This is a genomic window from Arcobacter sp. AHV-9/2010, assembly GCF_004116575.1.
Lineage (GTDB): Bacteria > Campylobacterota > Campylobacteria > Campylobacterales > Arcobacteraceae > Aliarcobacter > Aliarcobacter skirrowii.
The window spans coordinates 581,663-599,606 of record NZ_PDKH01000001.1 but is presented as its reverse complement, the minus strand read 5'-3'; the positions used below and the strand labels follow the sequence as shown (position 1 = coordinate 599,606).

The 17,944-nt window shown below is 29.1% G+C and carries 21 protein-coding genes and 1 riboswitch; of the genes, 11 read left to right on the top strand and 10 right to left on the bottom strand.

Features of this window, described 5'->3' with window-relative positions; all coding sequences use genetic code 11:
* Window positions 1-27 precede the first annotated feature (27 nt).
* The 11 genes from CRU94_RS03225 to rpsI all read left to right on the top strand — a co-directional run bounded on the left by CRU94_RS03225 (window position 28) and on the right by rpsI (window position 9,854).
* A complete protein-coding gene (locus tag CRU94_RS03225; protein ID WP_129105366.1) occupies window positions 28-1,080 on the top strand; it encodes a substrate-binding domain-containing protein in 1,053 nt (350 codons plus the stop codon).
* 63 nt (window positions 1,081-1,143) lie between these two features.
* Window positions 1,144-2,877, top strand: coding sequence for an EAL domain-containing protein (locus CRU94_RS03220; protein ID WP_129105365.1), 1,734 nt, complete (start codon window positions 1,144-1,146; stop codon window positions 2,875-2,877).
* Window positions 2,878-2,949: 72 nt separating this feature from the next.
* Window positions 2,950-3,879 carry a phosphate ABC transporter permease subunit PstC gene (pstC, locus tag CRU94_RS03215; protein ID WP_129105364.1) on the top strand — a complete coding sequence of 310 codons (930 nt, stop codon included), beginning with the start codon at window positions 2,950-2,952 and terminating at the stop codon, window positions 3,877-3,879.
* On the top strand, window positions 3,876-5,063 hold the full coding sequence (gene pstA / locus CRU94_RS03210; RefSeq protein ID WP_164966553.1) for a phosphate ABC transporter permease PstA: 1,188 nt from the start codon (window positions 3,876-3,878) through the stop codon (window positions 5,061-5,063). The genes pstC and pstA overlap by 4 nt, the downstream gene beginning before the upstream one ends.
* Window positions 5,064-5,073: 10 nt before the next feature.
* Window positions 5,074-5,844: a phosphate ABC transporter ATP-binding protein PstB gene (gene pstB / locus CRU94_RS03205; protein ID WP_129105363.1), complete on the top strand. Its 771-nt coding sequence runs from the start codon at window positions 5,074-5,076 to the stop codon at window positions 5,842-5,844.
* Window positions 5,844-6,512: a phosphate signaling complex PhoU family protein gene (locus tag CRU94_RS03200; protein ID WP_129105362.1), complete on the top strand. Its 669-nt coding sequence runs from the start codon at window positions 5,844-5,846 to the stop codon at window positions 6,510-6,512. Before pstB ends, CRU94_RS03200 begins: the two co-directional genes overlap by 1 nt.
* A 21-nt stretch (window positions 6,513-6,533) precedes the next feature.
* Window positions 6,534-6,917 (top strand): phosphate-starvation-inducible PsiE family protein, encoded by a 384-nt coding sequence (locus tag CRU94_RS03195; protein WP_129105361.1) that lies wholly within the window; start codon window positions 6,534-6,536, stop codon window positions 6,915-6,917.
* A complete protein-coding gene (locus tag CRU94_RS03190) occupies window positions 6,914-7,585 on the top strand; it encodes a response regulator transcription factor (RefSeq protein WP_129105360.1) in 672 nt (223 codons plus the stop codon). The genes CRU94_RS03195 and CRU94_RS03190 overlap by 4 nt, the downstream gene beginning before the upstream one ends.
* Window positions 7,579-8,964, top strand: a complete 1,386-nt coding sequence (locus CRU94_RS03185) for a sensor histidine kinase (protein WP_129105359.1) — start codon at window positions 7,579-7,581, stop codon at window positions 8,962-8,964. The genes CRU94_RS03190 and CRU94_RS03185 overlap by 7 nt, the downstream gene beginning before the upstream one ends.
* 75 nt (window positions 8,965-9,039) lie before the next feature.
* The gene (gene rplM / locus CRU94_RS03180; RefSeq protein ID WP_066160236.1) at window positions 9,040-9,459 is read left to right on the top strand and encodes a 50S ribosomal protein L13; all 420 of its coding nucleotides are present in this window, start codon (window positions 9,040-9,042) and stop codon (window positions 9,457-9,459) included.
* Window positions 9,460-9,464: 5 nt separating this feature from the next.
* On the top strand, window positions 9,465-9,854 hold the full coding sequence (rpsI, locus tag CRU94_RS03175; RefSeq protein ID WP_129105358.1) for a 30S ribosomal protein S9: 390 nt from the start codon (window positions 9,465-9,467) through the stop codon (window positions 9,852-9,854).
* A gap of 68 nt (window positions 9,855-9,922) precedes the next feature.
* Here the strand turns inward: rpsI and tenA are convergent, their stop codons facing one another.
* Genes tenA through thiD form a run of 10 tightly spaced genes read right to left on the bottom strand, consistent with a single transcriptional unit; the run spans window position 9,923 to window position 17,685 of the window.
* Entirely contained in the window at window positions 9,923-10,600 is a 678-nt protein-coding gene (tenA, locus tag CRU94_RS03170) for a thiaminase II (protein WP_129105357.1), read from the bottom strand.
* A gap of 11 nt (window positions 10,601-10,611) precedes the next feature.
* On the bottom strand, window positions 10,612-11,196 hold the full coding sequence (locus CRU94_RS03165) for a thiamine phosphate synthase (protein WP_129105356.1): 585 nt from the start codon (window positions 11,194-11,196) through the stop codon (window positions 10,612-10,614).
* 1 nt (window position 11,197) lies between these two features.
* Window positions 11,198-12,310: a 2-iminoacetate synthase ThiH gene (gene thiH, locus CRU94_RS03160; RefSeq protein WP_129105476.1), complete on the bottom strand. Its 1,113-nt coding sequence runs from the start codon at window positions 12,308-12,310 to the stop codon at window positions 11,198-11,200.
* A gap of 32 nt (window positions 12,311-12,342) precedes the next feature.
* Window positions 12,343-13,113 (bottom strand): thiazole synthase, encoded by a 771-nt coding sequence (locus CRU94_RS03155; RefSeq protein ID WP_129105355.1) that lies wholly within the window; start codon window positions 13,111-13,113, stop codon window positions 12,343-12,345.
* 15 nt (window positions 13,114-13,128) lie between these two features.
* Window positions 13,129-13,929, bottom strand: coding sequence for a sulfur carrier protein ThiS adenylyltransferase ThiF (gene thiF / locus CRU94_RS03150; RefSeq protein WP_164966555.1), 801 nt, complete (start codon window positions 13,927-13,929; stop codon window positions 13,129-13,131).
* Complete coding sequence (thiS, locus tag CRU94_RS03145) at window positions 13,929-14,123, bottom strand: sulfur carrier protein ThiS (protein WP_129105353.1); 195 nt, start codon at window positions 14,121-14,123, stop codon at window positions 13,929-13,931. The genes thiF and thiS overlap by 1 nt, the downstream gene beginning before the upstream one ends.
* Before the next feature lie 9 nt (window positions 14,124-14,132).
* Window positions 14,133-15,482 carry a phosphomethylpyrimidine synthase ThiC gene (gene thiC / locus CRU94_RS03140; RefSeq protein ID WP_129105352.1) on the bottom strand — a complete coding sequence of 450 codons (1,350 nt, stop codon included), beginning with the start codon at window positions 15,480-15,482 and terminating at the stop codon, window positions 14,133-14,135.
* Between the two features lie 13 nt (window positions 15,483-15,495).
* Window positions 15,496-16,044, bottom strand: a complete 549-nt coding sequence (locus tag CRU94_RS03135) for a spermine/spermidine synthase domain-containing protein (protein WP_129105351.1) — start codon at window positions 16,042-16,044, stop codon at window positions 15,496-15,498.
* Between the two features lie 18 nt (window positions 16,045-16,062).
* On the bottom strand, window positions 16,063-16,884 hold the full coding sequence (gene thiM / locus CRU94_RS03130; RefSeq protein WP_129105350.1) for a hydroxyethylthiazole kinase: 822 nt from the start codon (window positions 16,882-16,884) through the stop codon (window positions 16,063-16,065).
* The gene (gene thiD, locus CRU94_RS03125) at window positions 16,885-17,685 is read right to left on the bottom strand and encodes a bifunctional hydroxymethylpyrimidine kinase/phosphomethylpyrimidine kinase (RefSeq protein ID WP_129105349.1); all 801 of its coding nucleotides are present in this window, start codon (window positions 17,683-17,685) and stop codon (window positions 16,885-16,887) included. It abuts the gene before it with no gap.
* Window positions 17,686-17,799: 114 nt separating this feature from the next.
* Window positions 17,800-17,899: riboswitch (TPP riboswitch) on the bottom strand.
* Window positions 17,900-17,944: the final 45 nt, after the last annotated feature.

Below are 17,944 nucleotides of genomic sequence, written 5' to 3'. Positions count from 1 at the left end.
ATTATAAATAAATTTAATGGAGAAAAAATGAGTTTAAAAAGAACATCAATTGCTTTAATAGCAAGTACACTATTAGCTACAACTTTAAGTGCGAGAGATCAAATCAAAATTGTTGGTTCATCAACAGTTTATCCTTTTTCATCTTCAGTTGCTGAAGAGTTTGGAGCTACTACAAAATTCCCAACGCCAGTTGTTGAATCAACAGGAACAGGTGGAGGAATGAAACTATTTTGTAGTGGAGTTGATATAAACACTCCTGATATTGCAAATGCTTCAAGAGCTATGAAAGCTAGTGAGTTTAAAATGTGTCAAGAAAATGGTGTAACAGATATTACTGAAGCACTAATTGGATTTGATGGTATTGCAATAGCTCAAAGCTCAAAAGTAAAAAGCTTTAATATCACAAAAAAACAGTTAGCTTTAGCAGTTGCTGCAGAAGTTCCTTCAAAAGATGGGAAATCTTTAATTGCAAACCCATATAAAAAATGGTCAGATATAGATGCTTCTTTACCAAATAGAGAGATTACAGTTTATGGACCACCAAAATCATCAGGTACTAGAGACTCATTTGAAGAGTTGGTATTACAAGATGTATTTAAAAAAGTATCAGCATATACAGATTTATATAAAAAAGATGAAAAAGCAAATAAGAAATATAAAGCTTATTCAGTAATTAGAACAGATGGTGTTTATGTTGAATCTGGTGAAAACGATAATTTAATCGTTCAAAGATTAACAAGAAATGAAGCTGCTATTGGAATTTTTGGTTACTCATTTTTAGCTGAAAACAGAGATAAAGTTATGGGATTAAGTATTGATAATACTTTACCAACAGTTGAAACTATTGCAAATGGTAGCTATCCAGTTGCAAGATCTATGTATTTTTATATCAAAAATCAACACTTAAAAAGTGTTCCATCTTTAAAAGAGTACACAAAACTATTTATGAGTGAAAAGATGATTGGTGAAGATGGAATTTTAAGTGAACTTGGACTTATTCCATTAGCAGACGATGTAAGAACTAAAGCTAGAGATAAAGTATTAAATAGCACAAAACTTACAGCTAAAGAGCTAAAATAATTTAATTAAAAAGGGATTTTTCCCTTTTTACAATCTTTCAAATAAAAATAGGAAATCCAATATATGCCAAATTGTAGTAAGATTATTGATAAGCTAGATTATGCTTTTCAGCCCATTGTTTACGCACATAATGGCAAAACTTATGCAGTAGAAGCACTTTTAAGAGATGTTCAAAATATTCCAAAAGTAAGTACAATTGATGATCTGTTTGATTTAGTATTTAATGAAAACTACCTATATGAGTTTGATTTAGAGTTAAGAGAGAAAGCCATAGAGAAGTTCTCTAAAATAGATATTAAAAATCTAAAACTATTTTACAATTTAGATAATAGAATAATTTATAACAAAAACTACTCTCAAGGAAATACAGAAAGAATTTTAAAAAAATATAATTTAACAAAAGATAGAATTTTTTTTGAGTTGAGTGAAAAGGGAACACCAATTGAGCAAAATGCTTTGTCATCAATGCTACAAAGATATAAATCAAGTGGTTACAAAATAGCCATAGATGATTTTGGAATAGGAGTTTCTGGTTTAAAATTACTATATTTTAGTGAAGCACATATTATAAAACTTGATAGATTTTTTATATCAAATATTGACCAAGATTCAAAGAAAAAACTCTTTTGTTCTTCAATTATAGAGATGGCTCATATTATGGGAATGAAAGTTATTGCAGAGGGAATTGAAACAGTTCAAGAGTTTTATACTTGTAAAGATATTGGTGCTGATTTTATGCAAGGATATTTAGTACAAAAACCAACAAAAAATATTGATGAGATTTTAGATGTTTATAAAAATATCCAAGATTTAATACAAGAGGATCAAAGAGTAAAACAGAATAATCATATTGATGATAAATATATAGATAAAATAGATGCTTTAGATGTAAATACATCTTTGCATGATCTGTTTTTACACTTTAAAAAAAGAACTAAACACAATTTTGTACCAATTGTAGATGAGTTTGGATATTTTTTAGGAGTTATAAACGAAAGTGATATCAAAGAGATTTCATACTCACAATATGGTTTTGCACTTGCACAAAATAAGACATTCTCTTCAACGCTATTAAAATATATAAAACCTGCTTTAAGCGTTGAGGTATCTTGGGGAATTGATAAAATTTTAGAGATGTATAATTTAAATTTCAATAACTCTTTGGGAATATTTATAACAGAAGGTGAAAAATATAAAGGGTTTATAAACTTAAACTCTTTATTAAATCTCTCATATCAAAGAAATCTTCAAATAGTTGCAAATCAAAATCCACTTACAAAACTTCCTGGAAATAATCAAATAGAGAAGTTTATAAGCGATACTTTTGAGAATAGATATTTAGAAGATGAGACACATATTATATATTTTGATTTTAATGATTTTAAACCATTTAATGATGTTTGTGGATTTAGACAAGGCGATAGAGCAATAGTGATATTTTCAGAAATTCTACAAAAAAAGTATCCAAAAGATTCATTTGTAGCACATATTGGTGGCGATGATTTTTTTGTAGGATTAAAAAAAGATAATAAAAAAGATATAGTTGAACTAACTTTAGAGGTTCAAAATGAGTTTGAAAATAGTGTAAAAAATTTGTACTCAAATGAGGATAAACAAAGGGGTTATATTGTTGCAAAAGATAGATTTGGAACAACAAGAGAGTTTAAACTTCTATCTGTATCAAGTGCAATTATCAAAGTAGATAGTAGCTCAAAAATAGATGATTTTGATCAGGTCTTAAGTGAGTTAAAAAAAGAGTCAAAGAGTTCAAAAGAGCCAATATATAAGGTTTTGTAAACATAAAATATTGTAATCATATTGTAATCGATTACAAATATAATACACAAAATTTAATAGAAGGTAAAAGTGTTGAGTACTTTTGAATCAAGAAAAAAACAAAGAGAGTTAAATGAGAAACTTATAAAATCTGCATTAATACTTGCAGCTGTTATCTCTATTTTAACTACTTTTGGGATTTTGTTTTCAATATTATTTGAAGCAATAGAGTTTTTTAAACTAAGAAGTTTTTGGTATTTTCTTACAGGAACACAGTGGACACCAGGAACTGCTGGTAGCCAGTTTGGAGCATTACCAATATTTGCAGGAACATTTGTAATAACAACAATTGCTCTACTTGTAGCAATTCCAATTGGACTTGGAAGTGCAATTTATATGAGTGAGTATGCAAGTTCTACTTTTAGGGATTATTTAAAACCTATTTTAGAGGTTCTTGCTGGTATTCCAACGGTTGTTTATGGATTCTTTGCAGCTATTACAGTTGCTCCAATAATTGTTGAGATTGCAGGATATTTTGGAGTTGATGCTGCTTTTAATAGTGCATTAGCATCTGGAGTTGTTATGGGGATTATGATTATTCCTTTAGTATCTTCTTTAAGTGATGATGTTATAAGAGCTGTTCCAGATGCTCAAAGAAAAGCAGCTTTTGCTCTTGGAATGACACAATCAGAGACTATTAAAAATATTGTAATTCCAAGTGCAATGCCTGGAATTATATCAGCATCACTTCTTGCACTATCAAGGGCTTTGGGAGAGACTATGATTGTTGTTATGGCAGCAGGGCTTAGACCAAATTTATCTATAAATCCTCTTGAAGATATGACAACGGTTACTGTTACAATAGTAAATAGTTTAGTTGGAGATTTTGAATTTAATTCGCCTGAAACACTTTCAGCATTTGCATTGGGATTAATGTTGTTTATTGTTACTTTAATACTTAACATGATCTCACTATCTCTAATTAGAAAATTTAAAGAAAAATATAAAGTGAATACATTATGATTAAAAGAAAAAAGAGAAACAAACAATACAATCCATTTTATGATCCAACTTTAAAAAGAAGACATAAAAGTGCAAAAAGATTTAAAAAGTTTACCTTAACTTCTTTAATCTTTTCAATAGCATTTTTAGCATTTTTCCTATTTGATATGATTGCAAAAGGAGTTCCTGCTTTTAATGTGGCTTATATTAAAACAGAAGTTACATTTAATCAAAAAACTTTAGAGGATACAAGATTAGCAGTATCAAGAGATTATAGAACTTTGGTTTCAAGAGCTTGGTTAAGAGATATTCCAAAACTTTTAGAAAAAAATCCAGAGTATTTGAATACAACACAAACTCTTTGGGTTTTAGCAAATAGTCAAGTTGATCAATATCTAAAAGAGCATCACAATACTTTAAAGAGTAAAGATAGAGCAAAAGTTGATGAACTTTATAATCAAGGTTTAATTGAAAAGAGATTTAATGCAATATTCTTTACAAATGGTGACTCAAAGATTCCAGAATATGCAGGACTTTTTTCTGCAATTGTTGGGTCTATTTTAACTTTGATTATAACTATGGCAGTTGCATTTCCTATTGGAGTTATGACAGCTATTTATCTTGAAGAGTTTGCAAATGATAATAAATTTACAAGATTTATTGAAATAAACATAAATAACCTTGCAGCAATTCCTTCAATTTTATTTGGACTTTTAGGTCTTGCAATTTTTATAAATCTTTTTGGAATGCCTAGAAGTTCACCTTTAGTTGGAGGTTTAACTTTAGCTCTTATGACACTTCCTATTATAATAGTAAGTTCAAGAGCAGCATTAAGAGCTGTTCCAGATAATATAAGACAAGCTGGATATGGTTTGGGATTAAATAAAATTCAAGTAACTAAAGATCATGTCTTACCACTTGCATTTCCAGGGATAATGACAGGTTCAATTATTGGCTTAGCTCAAGCTATGGGAGAGACAGCACCACTAATTATTATTGGAATGATTGCATTTATTCCTGATGCTCCTTCGATGGTTACTGGGGCGGCAACAGTTATGCCAGCACAGCTTTTTACTTGGGCTGGAATGCCTGAGGGTATGTATATAGAAAAAACAGCAGCTGGAATTTTGGTTCTATTGTCAATATTAATTTCACTAAATGCAATAGCTATATATTTGCGAAAAAAATTTGAAGTAAAATGGTAAAAGGAAAAAAATGAGTACAGATAATAAAACAAAAATAGATGTAAAAAATTTGAATTTGTATTATGGATCAAATCAAGCACTATTTGATATTAATGTAAATTTGTATCAAAACAAAATTACAGCACTAATTGGACCATCTGGTTGTGGAAAATCTACATTTTTAAGATGTATAAATAGAATGAATGATTTAATTCCAAATGTTAAAATTGATGGAAAAATTGTAATAGATAAAAAAAATATCTATGATAAAGATGTTGATGAGGTAAGTGTTAGAAAAAGAGTTGGAATGGTATTTCAACAACCAAATCCTTTTCCAAAATCTATCTATGATAATGTTGCTTATGCACCACTAAAACATGGAATGGTAAAAAAAGGAAAAGAGTGCGATGAGTTGGTTGAAACTTCACTTATTAAATCAGGTCTTTGGAATGAGGTAAAAGATAAGTTACAAAATCCAGGAACATCACTTTCAGGTGGTCAGCAACAAAGACTTTGTATTGCAAGAACGATTGCTATTAAACCAGAAGTTATTTTAATGGATGAGCCAACATCTGCTCTTGATCCAATTAGTACAGAGAAAATTGAAGCACTTATGCTTGAGTTAAAACAAGATTATACAATCATTACTGTAACTCACAATATGCAACAAGCTGCAAGAGTTGCTGATTATACGGCGTTTTTTCACTTAGGAAAATTAATAGAATACGATATAACAGAGACAATATTTGTTAATCCTACAAATAAAAAAACAGAAGATTATATTACAGGGAGATTTGGATAATGTTAAAACCTTATGAAGAGAAGTTAAAACTTATAAAAAGTGAAGTAGAGAAACTAGGATTAGATGTTGTTGAAGCTTTAGAGGTTTGTTTAAAATCTTTAAATGAAAGAAAGATAGAGAATCTAAAAAATGTTGAAATTAGTGAGAAAAAATTTCTTGCAAAATCAAATGAACTAGATAATATTATTATCACAACTTTGGCTTTATATGCACCAGAGGCAAGAGATTTAAGAAGAATGGTTGCTTTTTTAAAAATTACAAATGAGCTAGTAAGAACAGCTGCAAATACAAAAGATTTTGCAAAGATGTTTAGAAGATCTTATAGTGAAGATTTAGATACAAATACTATTTTAGAGTACACAATTCCACTTCTAAAATCAGCTCTGTTATCTACAAAAACAGCGGTATCTATAATTGATGAGCAAGATTTAAAACAAGTTGAACAGAAGTATCAAAGAGTTGTTGTAGAAGAGAGTAAAACAGATGATTTATACTTGATGATTGAGAAAAATATTTTAAAACTAATCACTCAAAAGCTAGATCTTTCAAAAGAGTATTTTGATATTTTAAGTAGCTTAAGAAGATTAGAAAAAATTGCAGATAGATCTGTATCAATAGCTAGTTTGCTTCAGTTTGCAAAACTAGGTGGAGATATGGTTCAATCATAATTCTTATGATATAATTTTTGCATGAAAAAAGCTATACAAAAAATCTCCGACTACTTTAGTTCAAACTTTGAAGTTTTGGTTGCTACTGTAATATTTTTAGTGATATTCATAGCTGGACACGACTTTTATAGAGCAATTATACTTATGCTTGAGTTTATTGTGATTATGGAAGTTGTTAAGATGATTTCAGATTTTATAAAAAAAGAGACATTAAGACTTAGATATGTTATTGATATTTTTATAATATTTTTAATTAGAGAAGTTGTAATTTTATCAGCAAATAAAAATAGAGACTACTTTGATATTGTATTCTTACTATTTGTAATATTTGTCTTCTTTTTGTTTAGAATATTATCTATAAAATTTTCACCAATAAATGATAAAAAAGCAGATGAGATAAAATGAAAAAATTAATTCTTATAGTTGAAGATGAAGAGGATATGCTTGAACTTCTTGAGTACACACTACAAAAAGAGGGTTATGATACTATTGGATTTTTAAATATTGATAAAAATGTAAGAAAAGTTTTGGATGAGGAGAACATAGATTTAATCTTAATGGATAGAAATCTTCCAAATATTGAAGGAACTACATTTATAAAAGAGTTAAGAGTAAGTGGTTACTCTAATCCAGTTATTTACATAACTGCAAAAGATAAAGAGAATGATGTTTTAGAGGGGTTTGAAGCATTTGCAGATGATTATATTACTAAACCTTTTAATCTAAAAGAGCTAATTGCTAGAGTAAAAGCTGTAATAAAAAGAACTTCAAAAGAGCTTGAGTTTATAAAAGCAAAAGATATTTTATATAACTTTGCAAATAAAAAGTTTTATATTGATAATAAAGAGATTGAACTAACTCAACTTGAGAGCTCTTTGCTGTTTGAGTTTATAAACAACCAAGATATTCTTCTTTCAAGAGATTATCTACTTGAAAAAGTTTGGAAAGACTCTTTTGATAAAAAAGAGAAGACTGTAAATGTTGCAATAAAAAGATTAAAATCAAAAATAGATCCAAAAGCTAAAAAGAACTATATAAAAGCTGTTCGTGGAGAGGGATATATTTTTTGTTAAAGATTCATCAACTATTTTTACGAACTTATCTAGCAATATTTATTGCTATTTTAATCACTCTAACCCTAGCTACATATTTTTGGGCAAAAAATTTATATATAAATCAAATTGAGAAAAATCTAATACAAAATTTGGATACCTTGGCTGTTGTTTTACAAAATAGTAAAGATATAAACGGTTTAAATAGTGTGGTTTTAAACTTGAGTCAAGTTCTAGCTTTAAGAGTATCTGTAATAGATGAGCTTGGAAATGTAATAGCAGAGAGTCATAAAAATTTGGATGATATAAAAAACCATGCAAATAGAGTTGAAATTATAGAGGCAAAAAATATTGGTATTGGAAAAGATACAAGAGTCTCTGAAACTTTAGGAAAAGATTTACTATATATTGCAAAAAAAATTGAAATAGATGGTAAAACTTACTATATAAGAATGGCTGACTATACAAATAAAATAACAGATAATTTTAAATCACTCACAATTGAGATTTTTATATATATTTTACTATTTCTATTTTTAGCTTTTTTGGCAACCTATTTTATTAGTCTAAAAATAAAAAAAGAGACAGATTTAATACTCGATTTTTTAAAAGATATAAAAAATAAAAAAACTCCAATACCTCTAAAATCAAACTATACTTATGAGTTTTATAAGATTGCAAAGTTATTAAATAAAGTATCTTTAAAGCTATCAAAAAGAGAGCAAGAAAAAGCAAAACATACTGCAAAATTAACTCTTGCAAATAGACAAAAAGATGATATTATCTCTGCTATTTCTCATGAGTTTAAAAATCCAATTGCTGTAATCTCTGGTTATAGTCAAACTTTGATTGAAGATGAGAACTTATCAAAAGATATGAAAAAGAAGTTTTTAAATAAAATCTTCTCAAACTCAAATAAGATGTCACAAATTATTGATAAGTTAAGACTTGCACTAAAACTTCAAGATAACAACAGCACAATTGTTTTAAATAATATATCAATAAAAAGAGTTTTAGAAAATATAATTAGTGATTTAAAAGTAAAGTATAAAAATCAAGATATAAATATTTTAGGAGAAGATAAAGAGATAAAAGCTGATGAGGTTTTAATATCTATTGCTATTACAAATCTAATAGAAAATGCTTTAAAATACTCTCAAGATGATATTACAATAGAGATTACAGATAATTATTTAGCTGTTATTGATAAGGGAATTGGAATATCAAAAGAGAATTTGGAAAATATATTTAAAAAGTATTATAGGGCAAACAACAATGAGTGGAATAACTCTTTAGGTTTGGGACTGTTTATTGTGAAATCTATCTTAACTATACATAATTTTGATCTAAAAATAGAGTCAACTTTGGGTGTTGGTTCAACTTTTAAAATATATTATTAATTTATACTTAATTTAAGTTAATTATAAGGATAACTTAAATATGATTCCAACTCATTAAAGAAAGGGAGTTAATAAATGAAATTTACTCAAATGGCAAAAGCCAACGAAATCGAAAGATCTTGGGTTGTAGTTGATGCAGAAGGTAAAGTATTCGGAAGAATTATTACTGAAGTTGCTACAATTTTAAGAGGTAAAAATAAACCTTGTTTTACACCAAATGTTGATTGTGGTGACTATGTAGTAATAATTAATGCAAGTAAAGCTAAATTTACAGGTGCAAAATTAGATGATAAAAACTACTATACACACTCAGGTTATTTTGGAAGTACAAAAACTCACAAAATGTCAGAAATGTTTGAAAAAAACCCTGAAAAATTGTATAAATTAGCTACTAGAGGTATGCTTCCAAAAACTACTCTTGGTAAAGCTATGTTAAAAAAATTAAAAGTATATGCAGGAAGTGAACATCCTCATACGGCTCAAATTAAAGGATAATAGTAATGGCAAAAGTATATGCAACTGGAAGAAGAAAAACTGCAATAGCAAAAGTGTGGTTAGAAAATGGTAATGGACAACTAACAATCAATGGTCAAACTCTTGATACTTGGTTAGGTGGACATGAGTCGATTAAAAAAAGAGTTATGCAACCATTAAATGTAGCAAAACAAGAGACAAGTGTAAATGTAGTAGTACAAACTTTAGGTGGTGGATATTCAGCTCAAGCAGATGCTGTAAGACACGGAATCTCTAGAGCATTAGTTGCTTTTGATGAGCAATTTAGAACTATCTTAAAACCACATGGTTTATTAACAAGAGATGCAAGATCTGTTGAGAGAAAAAAATACGGAAAGAAAAAAGCAAGAAAATCTTCTCAATTCTCAAAAAGATAATTGGTATTTTTCTTTATTTTCCCCAAAAGGAAGCGAAAAAATCGCTTCCTTTTTTTATACCAAATTTTTTAACTTTTTACATAACTCATCTGCTTATTATAAGCCATATCCCAAAACATATACTCAAACTCAACACTTGAAATAAATATATCTTCAATCACTTTTTTCTCAGCTTCTGTTCTGTTTTTTACAAGCTCATCAAGTGCATCATAAAACCACTCAAATGAATTTTCAAACTCACTTGATGAGTATGTATCAATCCAAGATTTATAGAAGTTATTTTCAAGAGAATCTTTATATTGCTCTTTTAATCTTTTACCATAATCACAATATGTCCAAGCACAAGGAAATACAGTTGCTAAAGTGTGTGCTAAATCACCTTTTAAAGAAGTTGCAAGCATATTTGCTGTGTAAGTTCTGTTAAACAAACTAGCTCTTACATTTTTAACCTCTTCATCACTAATACCAAACTCTTTCATATACAAATGGTGAAGTTTCATCTCATCAACTAAAGTTGCTTTTGTAATAGCACTTAAGTTGCTTAGCATCTTCTCATCATCTGCTTTTGTCATAGCCATTGCAAAAACTTTTGCATACTCTAAAAGATAGAGATAATCTTGTAGTAAATAAAACTTGAACTTCTCTTTTTCTAAAGTCCCAGCTCCCAACTCTTGTACAAATGGGTGGTTATAACCATCTTCCCAAACTTTTATAGCTTTTTGTTTTAATTGTCTTGAAAATGACATTTTAACTCCTTTTATAATTTAAATTTATCGCAAAAAGATTCTGGATTTTTCGTAGTCATACTTTCACTCATAATACAAAAATCTTTTGCACCCTCTTTTAAAACATCTTTAAAATTTTTCTCATTTATCCCACCAATTGCAATAATAGGAGTATCAATATTTTCATAAAGCTCTTTTAAAAAATCCAAACCTCTTGGTTTTAAACCCTCTTTGCAAGAAGTTTCGAAAATATGCCCAGCAATAATTGCATCTGCATTTAAACTTTGAGCAGTTTTTGCTTCAGTTAGTGAGTGAATAGATACATAGATATTTGAAAAACTATTTAAGCTATCTTGATACTTTAAAAAATCATCAAAAGAGAGTTGAATATTTTTTATATCTAATTTTATTGCTACATCTATAAAGCTATTTACAAAAAAATCCACACCATATTTTTGGCAAATTTTTTTAACTTCTATTGCAAGAGATTCATAATCACGATTTTCTAAATCCTTCTCTCTTAAAATTATTGCATTTGCTTTTGAACTAGCAAGTAGTTCAACTCTTCTTAAAAAATCATCACAACAAAGTTTTCTATTTGTTACAATAATTGCCATTTTAAACTCTTATAAAATTTGAATAAACAGGTTGTAAACTCTTATTTAAAATCATAGTGTGAACATCTTCTACACTTCTTTCATCAGATATTTCAAACTGCTCATCACCTTTTTTCTCTTCATCATGACCACCAACACCAACACTTACTCCAGCTGAGATCTTATTTGCAACAAGACCAACAACATTGTCTCTAAAAACATCTCGCTCTCTTGTTGAGATTGTAATTGTTGCATAAGGCATAAAAATTCTATATGCACACATAACTTGTAGAAGCTCTTTCTCATAAACATCATTTGAGTTGTTGTTTTTATTGTTTATATATGGTCTTAATCTTGGAACTGAAAAACTAATTTCAGCATGAGGATATCTTTGTTGAATTAGTGTTGCGTGAAGTGCAGCAGCAAAAGCATCTTTTCTAAAATCATCAAGTCCTAATAAAGCTCCAAAAGCTACTCCTCTAAATCCAGCTTTTAAGGCTCTCTCTTGAGCATTTATTCTATAAGAGAAGTTTCTTTTTGAACCCCAAAGATGAACATCTTCATATTTTTTTCTATTGTAAGTCTCTTGATAAACAGCTACAAAATCAGCTCCACTTTCATGAAGTAGTTTGTACTCATCTAAATTTACAGGATAAACCTCAAGAGCAACAGTTGAGAAATATTTTCTTGCAAGTTTAACAGCACTTGCAATATAGCTAACACTCGATTTTCTTCTGGCTTCTCCTGTTAAAAGTAGAATCTCTTTTAATCCTGTTTTTGCAATAGTTTGTAACTCATTTTCAAGCTCTTGTGTTGTTAAAGAGGCTCTTTTTATCTTGTTTGTTGCTTTAAAACCACAATATGTACACTCATTTTCACAATAATTTGCAATATATAAAGGTGTAAAAAGTAAAACTGAGTTACCAAAATTTTTTCTAGTCTCCTCTTTTGCTCTTTGCGCCATAATCTCTAAAAACTCTATAGCATTAGGTGAAAGTAGGGCTTTAAAATCTTCTAAATCTAATCTATCTTTTTTTAGGGCTCTTTTAACATCATCTTTACTATATTTTGAGTAATCAAAATTTTGCATAGATGATGTGATTATTGATTCAATATCAGATTCGATATCCTCCATATCTTTATAAAAGAGTTGATGATTTATCTCTTTCAATTATCATCTCCCAAAAAACCTGTTAGTGGACTTGAAGCTTCGGCTTTGTCTAAAACTCTTCCAAGACCTGATAAATAAGCAGCTCTTCCAGCTTTTATTGCATTTTTAAAAGCCTCTGACATCAAAACAATATCATTTGCTGTTGCAACAGCAGTATTTAGCATAACTGCATCAACTCCCATCTCCATAGCTTCACAAGCTTGTGATGGTCTTCCAATTCCAGCATCAACAATAATTGGTAAATCTATCTCATCTACTAAGATTTGAATAAACTCTTTTGTTAAAAGCCCTTTATTGCTTCCTATTAAAGAACCCAAAGGCATAACTGCAGCTGCTCCTGCGTTTACTAAATCTCTTGCCACATACAAATCAGGATAACAATATGGTAAAACTGTAAAACCTTCATTTGCTAATTTTTCAGTTGCTTTTATTGTCTCATAGTTATCAGGTAGAAGATATTTAGAGTCTTTAATAATCTCTAGTTTTATTAAATCTCCACATCCAAGCTCTCTTGAAAGCCTTGCTACTCTTAAAGCTTCATCGCTATTAATAGCACCTGAAGTGTTTGGAAGCAGAGTTATATTTTTTGGAATATAATCTAAAATATTTTCAACTCCACCACTATTTGCTCTTCTTAAAGCCAAAGTAATAATTTGCGCCTCTCCATTTTCAATAACAGCTTTTAAAAGTGGAAGTGAAAATTTTCCAGAACCTAAAATAAATCTTGAATTAAACTCATATTTTCCTATTTTTAATCTATCGTTCATAATATTTTCCTATTTTTATACATCGTAAATTCCCAAAATAAGCCTTAAAATCATATTTGCTTGATGAGCTGCACAAATAGTTACTCTTGGAGCCATAAGTCCCATTCCAACTTTAGCTTCTGCTTCTAAATCACCACAAATAAATAGATTTTTTAATGCTTTTTTTGTAGAAATTTTGTTTGAACTATCATATCCAGCCATTCCAGAACCAGAGACTACCTTTTTGTCTGGAAAATTTTGCAAAATACCATTTATAAGCATCGCTTTTTGATCCGCTTTATCAAATGCCTCACAAACAATATCGTAAGAGGCAAAAAGCTCTTTTAAATTTGATTCATCAATTTTTATATTTTTTGTAATAATCTTTATAAATGGGTTAATCTCTTTTAACTGCTCTTTTAGTGCATCTGTTTTATTCATACCTAAATGTTTTATGTAGTAGCTTTGTCTATTTAAATTGCTAGGCTCTACAATATCAAAATCTATTAATAAAAGCTCTCCAACTCCAACTCTTGCTAACATAACAGCAATATTAGAGCCAAGTCCACCAAGTCCTGCAATAGCAACTTTGCTATTTTTTACTTTTTGATGAACTTTTGGAGTGTGCCTTGACATCATTGTAGCTTCCAACTCATCACTTGATGGCATTTTTCCTTTTTCAATAATCACCAAAGAGTCACCACTATTTATTGGTAAATCTTTCTCTAAAATAAAACCATTTAATATAATAATTGCATTTTTATTTAAACTATCTCTTAAAGAAAAAGCAGATTTATACTCTGTTTGGATATTTTTGCCGTTTAGCTCTATATTTATCATCCGCCACCAACAAACCAAACTATCTCTAAAACATCACTATTTTTTAAAAAAGTAGTCTCATACTGAATTTTAGGAACAATTTTTTGATTTAATTCAACAGCAACTTTAGAGGGTTCAAAATTTTTAGAGATAAGTAGTTCATACAAACTTATCTCTTTTTCTATAGAAATCTCTTCATTGTTTACTCTCATCTTAATTCCTTAAGCTATCTTATCTCCATGATCTTTCATGATTTTTTGAGTTATTTTATATGAACAAAATTTTGGTCCACACATAGAACAAAACTCTGCTTCTTTAAATACATCTTGAGGCAAAGTCTCATCGTGATACTCTCTAGCTCTATCTGGATCAAGTGCTAGTTCAAACTGTTTGTTCCAATCAAAAGCATATCTTGCATCACTCATTGCATCATCAATATCTCTTGAGCCTTTTCTATTTCTAGCAATATCAGCACTATGAGCAGCAATTTTATATGCAATAATTCCATTTCTAACATCTTCAGCATTTGGTAAACCTAAATGCTCTTTTGGAGTAACATAACAAAGCATACTAGCTCCATGCCAACCACCAACAGCTGCACCAATTGCACTTGAGATATGATCATATCCAGCACCAATATCAGTTGTAAGAGGTCCTAAAATATAAAATGGAGCTTCATGACAATACTCTTTTTCTATCTTCATATTTCTCTCTATTTGATTTAAAGGTACATGTCCTGGACCTTCAATCATAACTTGAACATCTTTTTCCCAAGCTCTTAAAGTCAAATCTCCAAGAACTTTTAACTCTCTTAATTGTGCTTCATCACTAGCATCTGCTAAACATCCTGGTCTTAAACTATCACCCAAAGATAAAGATACATCATACTTTCTACAAATATCTAATATTTTGTCAAAAGCTGTATAAAAAGGATTCTCTTTGTGATAGTGCATCATCCAAGCTGCCATTAAACTCCCACCTCTTGAAACTATTCCCATCTTTCTTTTTGCAATATGAGGCATAAACTCAAGTAAAAATCCAGCGTGAATTGTGAAGTATGAAACACCTTGCTCTGCTTGTCTTTGAATAACTTCAAGCATCTTTTCAATTGTTAAATCCTCTATTTTATCTTTTACATCATGTAAAATTTGATAAATAGGAACTGTTCCAATTGGAACAGTTGAGTGGTTTATTACAGCTTTTCGTATAAGATCTAAATCTCCACCTGTACTTAAATCCATAATTGTATCAGCACCATATTTTAAACAAACATCAACTTTTTCTAACTCCCCTTGAACATCACTAACAATTGCAGAGCTTCCAATATTTGCATTTATTTTACAAGAACTTGCAATTCCTATTGCCATTGGCTCTTGATTTATATGGTTTACATTTGCAGGAATAATAAGTCTTCCTCTTGCAATTTCACTTCTAATAAATTCAGGTTTTAAGTTCTCTTTTTTTGCTACAAATTCCATGTGAGGAGTAATAATTCCTCTTTTAGCATAATGCATTTGTGTTCTTACTTCATCGTTTTTGTGTTCTTCTAACCATTTTTGTATATTTTGCATTTTCTTTATCTCCTTATCTTTTTGCAATACCAGTTAACTCTTTATGAACCTTTGCAGGAAAAACAAAAGATGCAGAGTGAATCTCTGCACTATAATAATCCATATCTTCCAAAAACTCAGCTCTATTTAGATTTAAATCAGCAGTTGGATGATATTTTTTTGAAGCAATAATTGAAGTTGTATGACCAAAATTAAAAGGCATAACTATCCAAAATAGTTTTCCAGCAAGCTCTAAATCACTCTTTAAAGCTTCAATATCTTTAGAGTAAAAGCTAGAGTTAAAAGTCAAAATTCCATCAGATTTTAAAACTCTAAAAATTTCTGAAACAGTTTGGAAATCAAGTTTGATATCTGTTAAGATAATTGTATCAACACTCTTTTCCTCTTTTTGTTTAAGAATATCAATATTACAGAATGTTATATTTGATTCATCTGAGTGCTTTTTTGCCTCATTTACAATAGCATCATCAATAGTTCCTAAAACTAAAACCTCTTTAGCTTCATAGTGAGTGCAAAGTGGAATATGTATCATCATCTCTGCAAATATTTTGTTATTTTTCATATTTATCCTTTGTTAAATTTAAGACAAAACTTTAATTTTTGCCATATTTCTTAAAATCTCTTCATTAAAGTTTCCTATTACATTAAAAAGCTCTTTATGAAAAGTTCCAAGATTTTTTTTATTTGCATTTATAGATGCAATTTCACCAGCAATACCCATAACCAATATACCTAAAACAGTAGCTTCAAATAGTTTATCATTTGAACTTCCACAAAAACTAGCTATTAAAGATGAACACATACAACCAGTTCCTGTAATTTTTGGTAAAAGATTATTCCCATTTTTAATAGCAACAGCTCTTTTTCCATCACTAATAATATCAACTTCTCCTGTTATTGCAACAATATTTTTATACTTTTTTGATAATTTTTTGGCAATGAAACTTAGATTTTCTATTGAGTCAAAATCATCTTTTGAAGCATCAACACCTTTTGTGTTTGAACTAATTTTCAAGATTGATTTTATCTCAGATATATTTCCTCTTAAAACATCAACTTTTGACTCTTTTAAAAGCTCTTTTACAATAGAAGTTCTAATCTTACTAGCTCCAACTCCAACTGGGTCTAGAATTACTGGAATATTTATACTTTTTGCTCTTGAAGATGCTTTTTTTATAGATTTTGTTACTCTTTTATTTATTGTTCCAATATTTAAAAGTAAAGATGATGCAATATTTACAAAATCTTCAACTTCATCAATCTCATCAGCCATCACAGGACTTGCCCCTATTGCTAAAGTTACATTTGCACAATCATTTACAGTTACATAGTTTGTAATTTGATGAATTAAGGGATTTTTATCTTTTGTATCTTTTAATATATCTACTAAAATATCTATCATCTACTCTCCTTTAAAAAATTTATGAAAATGGTTTGTTGGACCATTTCCTTTTCCTAGATTTGGCGCATTTTTTATAGCTTCATAAATATACTCTTTTGATATTTGAATAGAATCTTTTAAAGAGTTTCCTAAAGCTAAGTTTGCTGCAATTGCAGATGAGAATGTACATCCAGTTCCGTGAGTATTTGTAGTTTTTATTTTTGGTGATTCAAATTCAAAGAAACTGTTTCCATCAAATAAAATATCCAAAGCATCAAAACTATCTCCACCCTTTATAAGTACATTTTTACAAGCTTTATCAAATATAATTTTACAAGCCTTTTTCATATCATCTTTTGACTCTATTTTGATATTTGCTAAGTGTTGTGCTTCTGCTATATTTGGAGTAATAATATCTGCAAGTGGTAATATAAGTTTGATTAAACTATCCATATTTTTTATATCCATTAAAGCAGCACCATTTTTTGCATACATAACAGGATCTACAACAACTTTTAAATCTTTGTAGGTTTGTTTTGCTTTTTGTAAAAATTCACTTACAACTCTCATTGCATCAATATTTCCAAGCATTCCAATTTTTATAACATCTGGAACAATATCATCAAAAACAGCTTCAAGTTGTTTTTGAATCATATTAGAAGTTACATCTTGAATCTCTACAACACTAAATGTATTTTCAGCCACAACAGCAGTTACTACACTCATACCATAAGTTCCAAATGAACTAAAAGTTTTTAAATCAGCTTGTATTCCAGCTCCACCAATACAGTCTGATCCTGCAATGGTTAAAACTTTTTTCATAACAATCCTTTTTTTTAATATTTTTTCTTTTATTTTTGGCAAAAAAAAAGGTGCTCTCACTTGAAAGCACCTTTTTAATTAAATTTTAGTTATTTGTTATTAAGTTCTAAATTTTAATCTTTAAAATTTGCTTCCTACACTGGTATTAGCCAACAGGTTCAAAGGGTCAGGTTTTACCTTCTCAACACATTTAAGTGTTCCCCCGCAATAAAAAAAATAATTGTATCACAAATAGAGTTTAAAAGCCAATTTATATAAA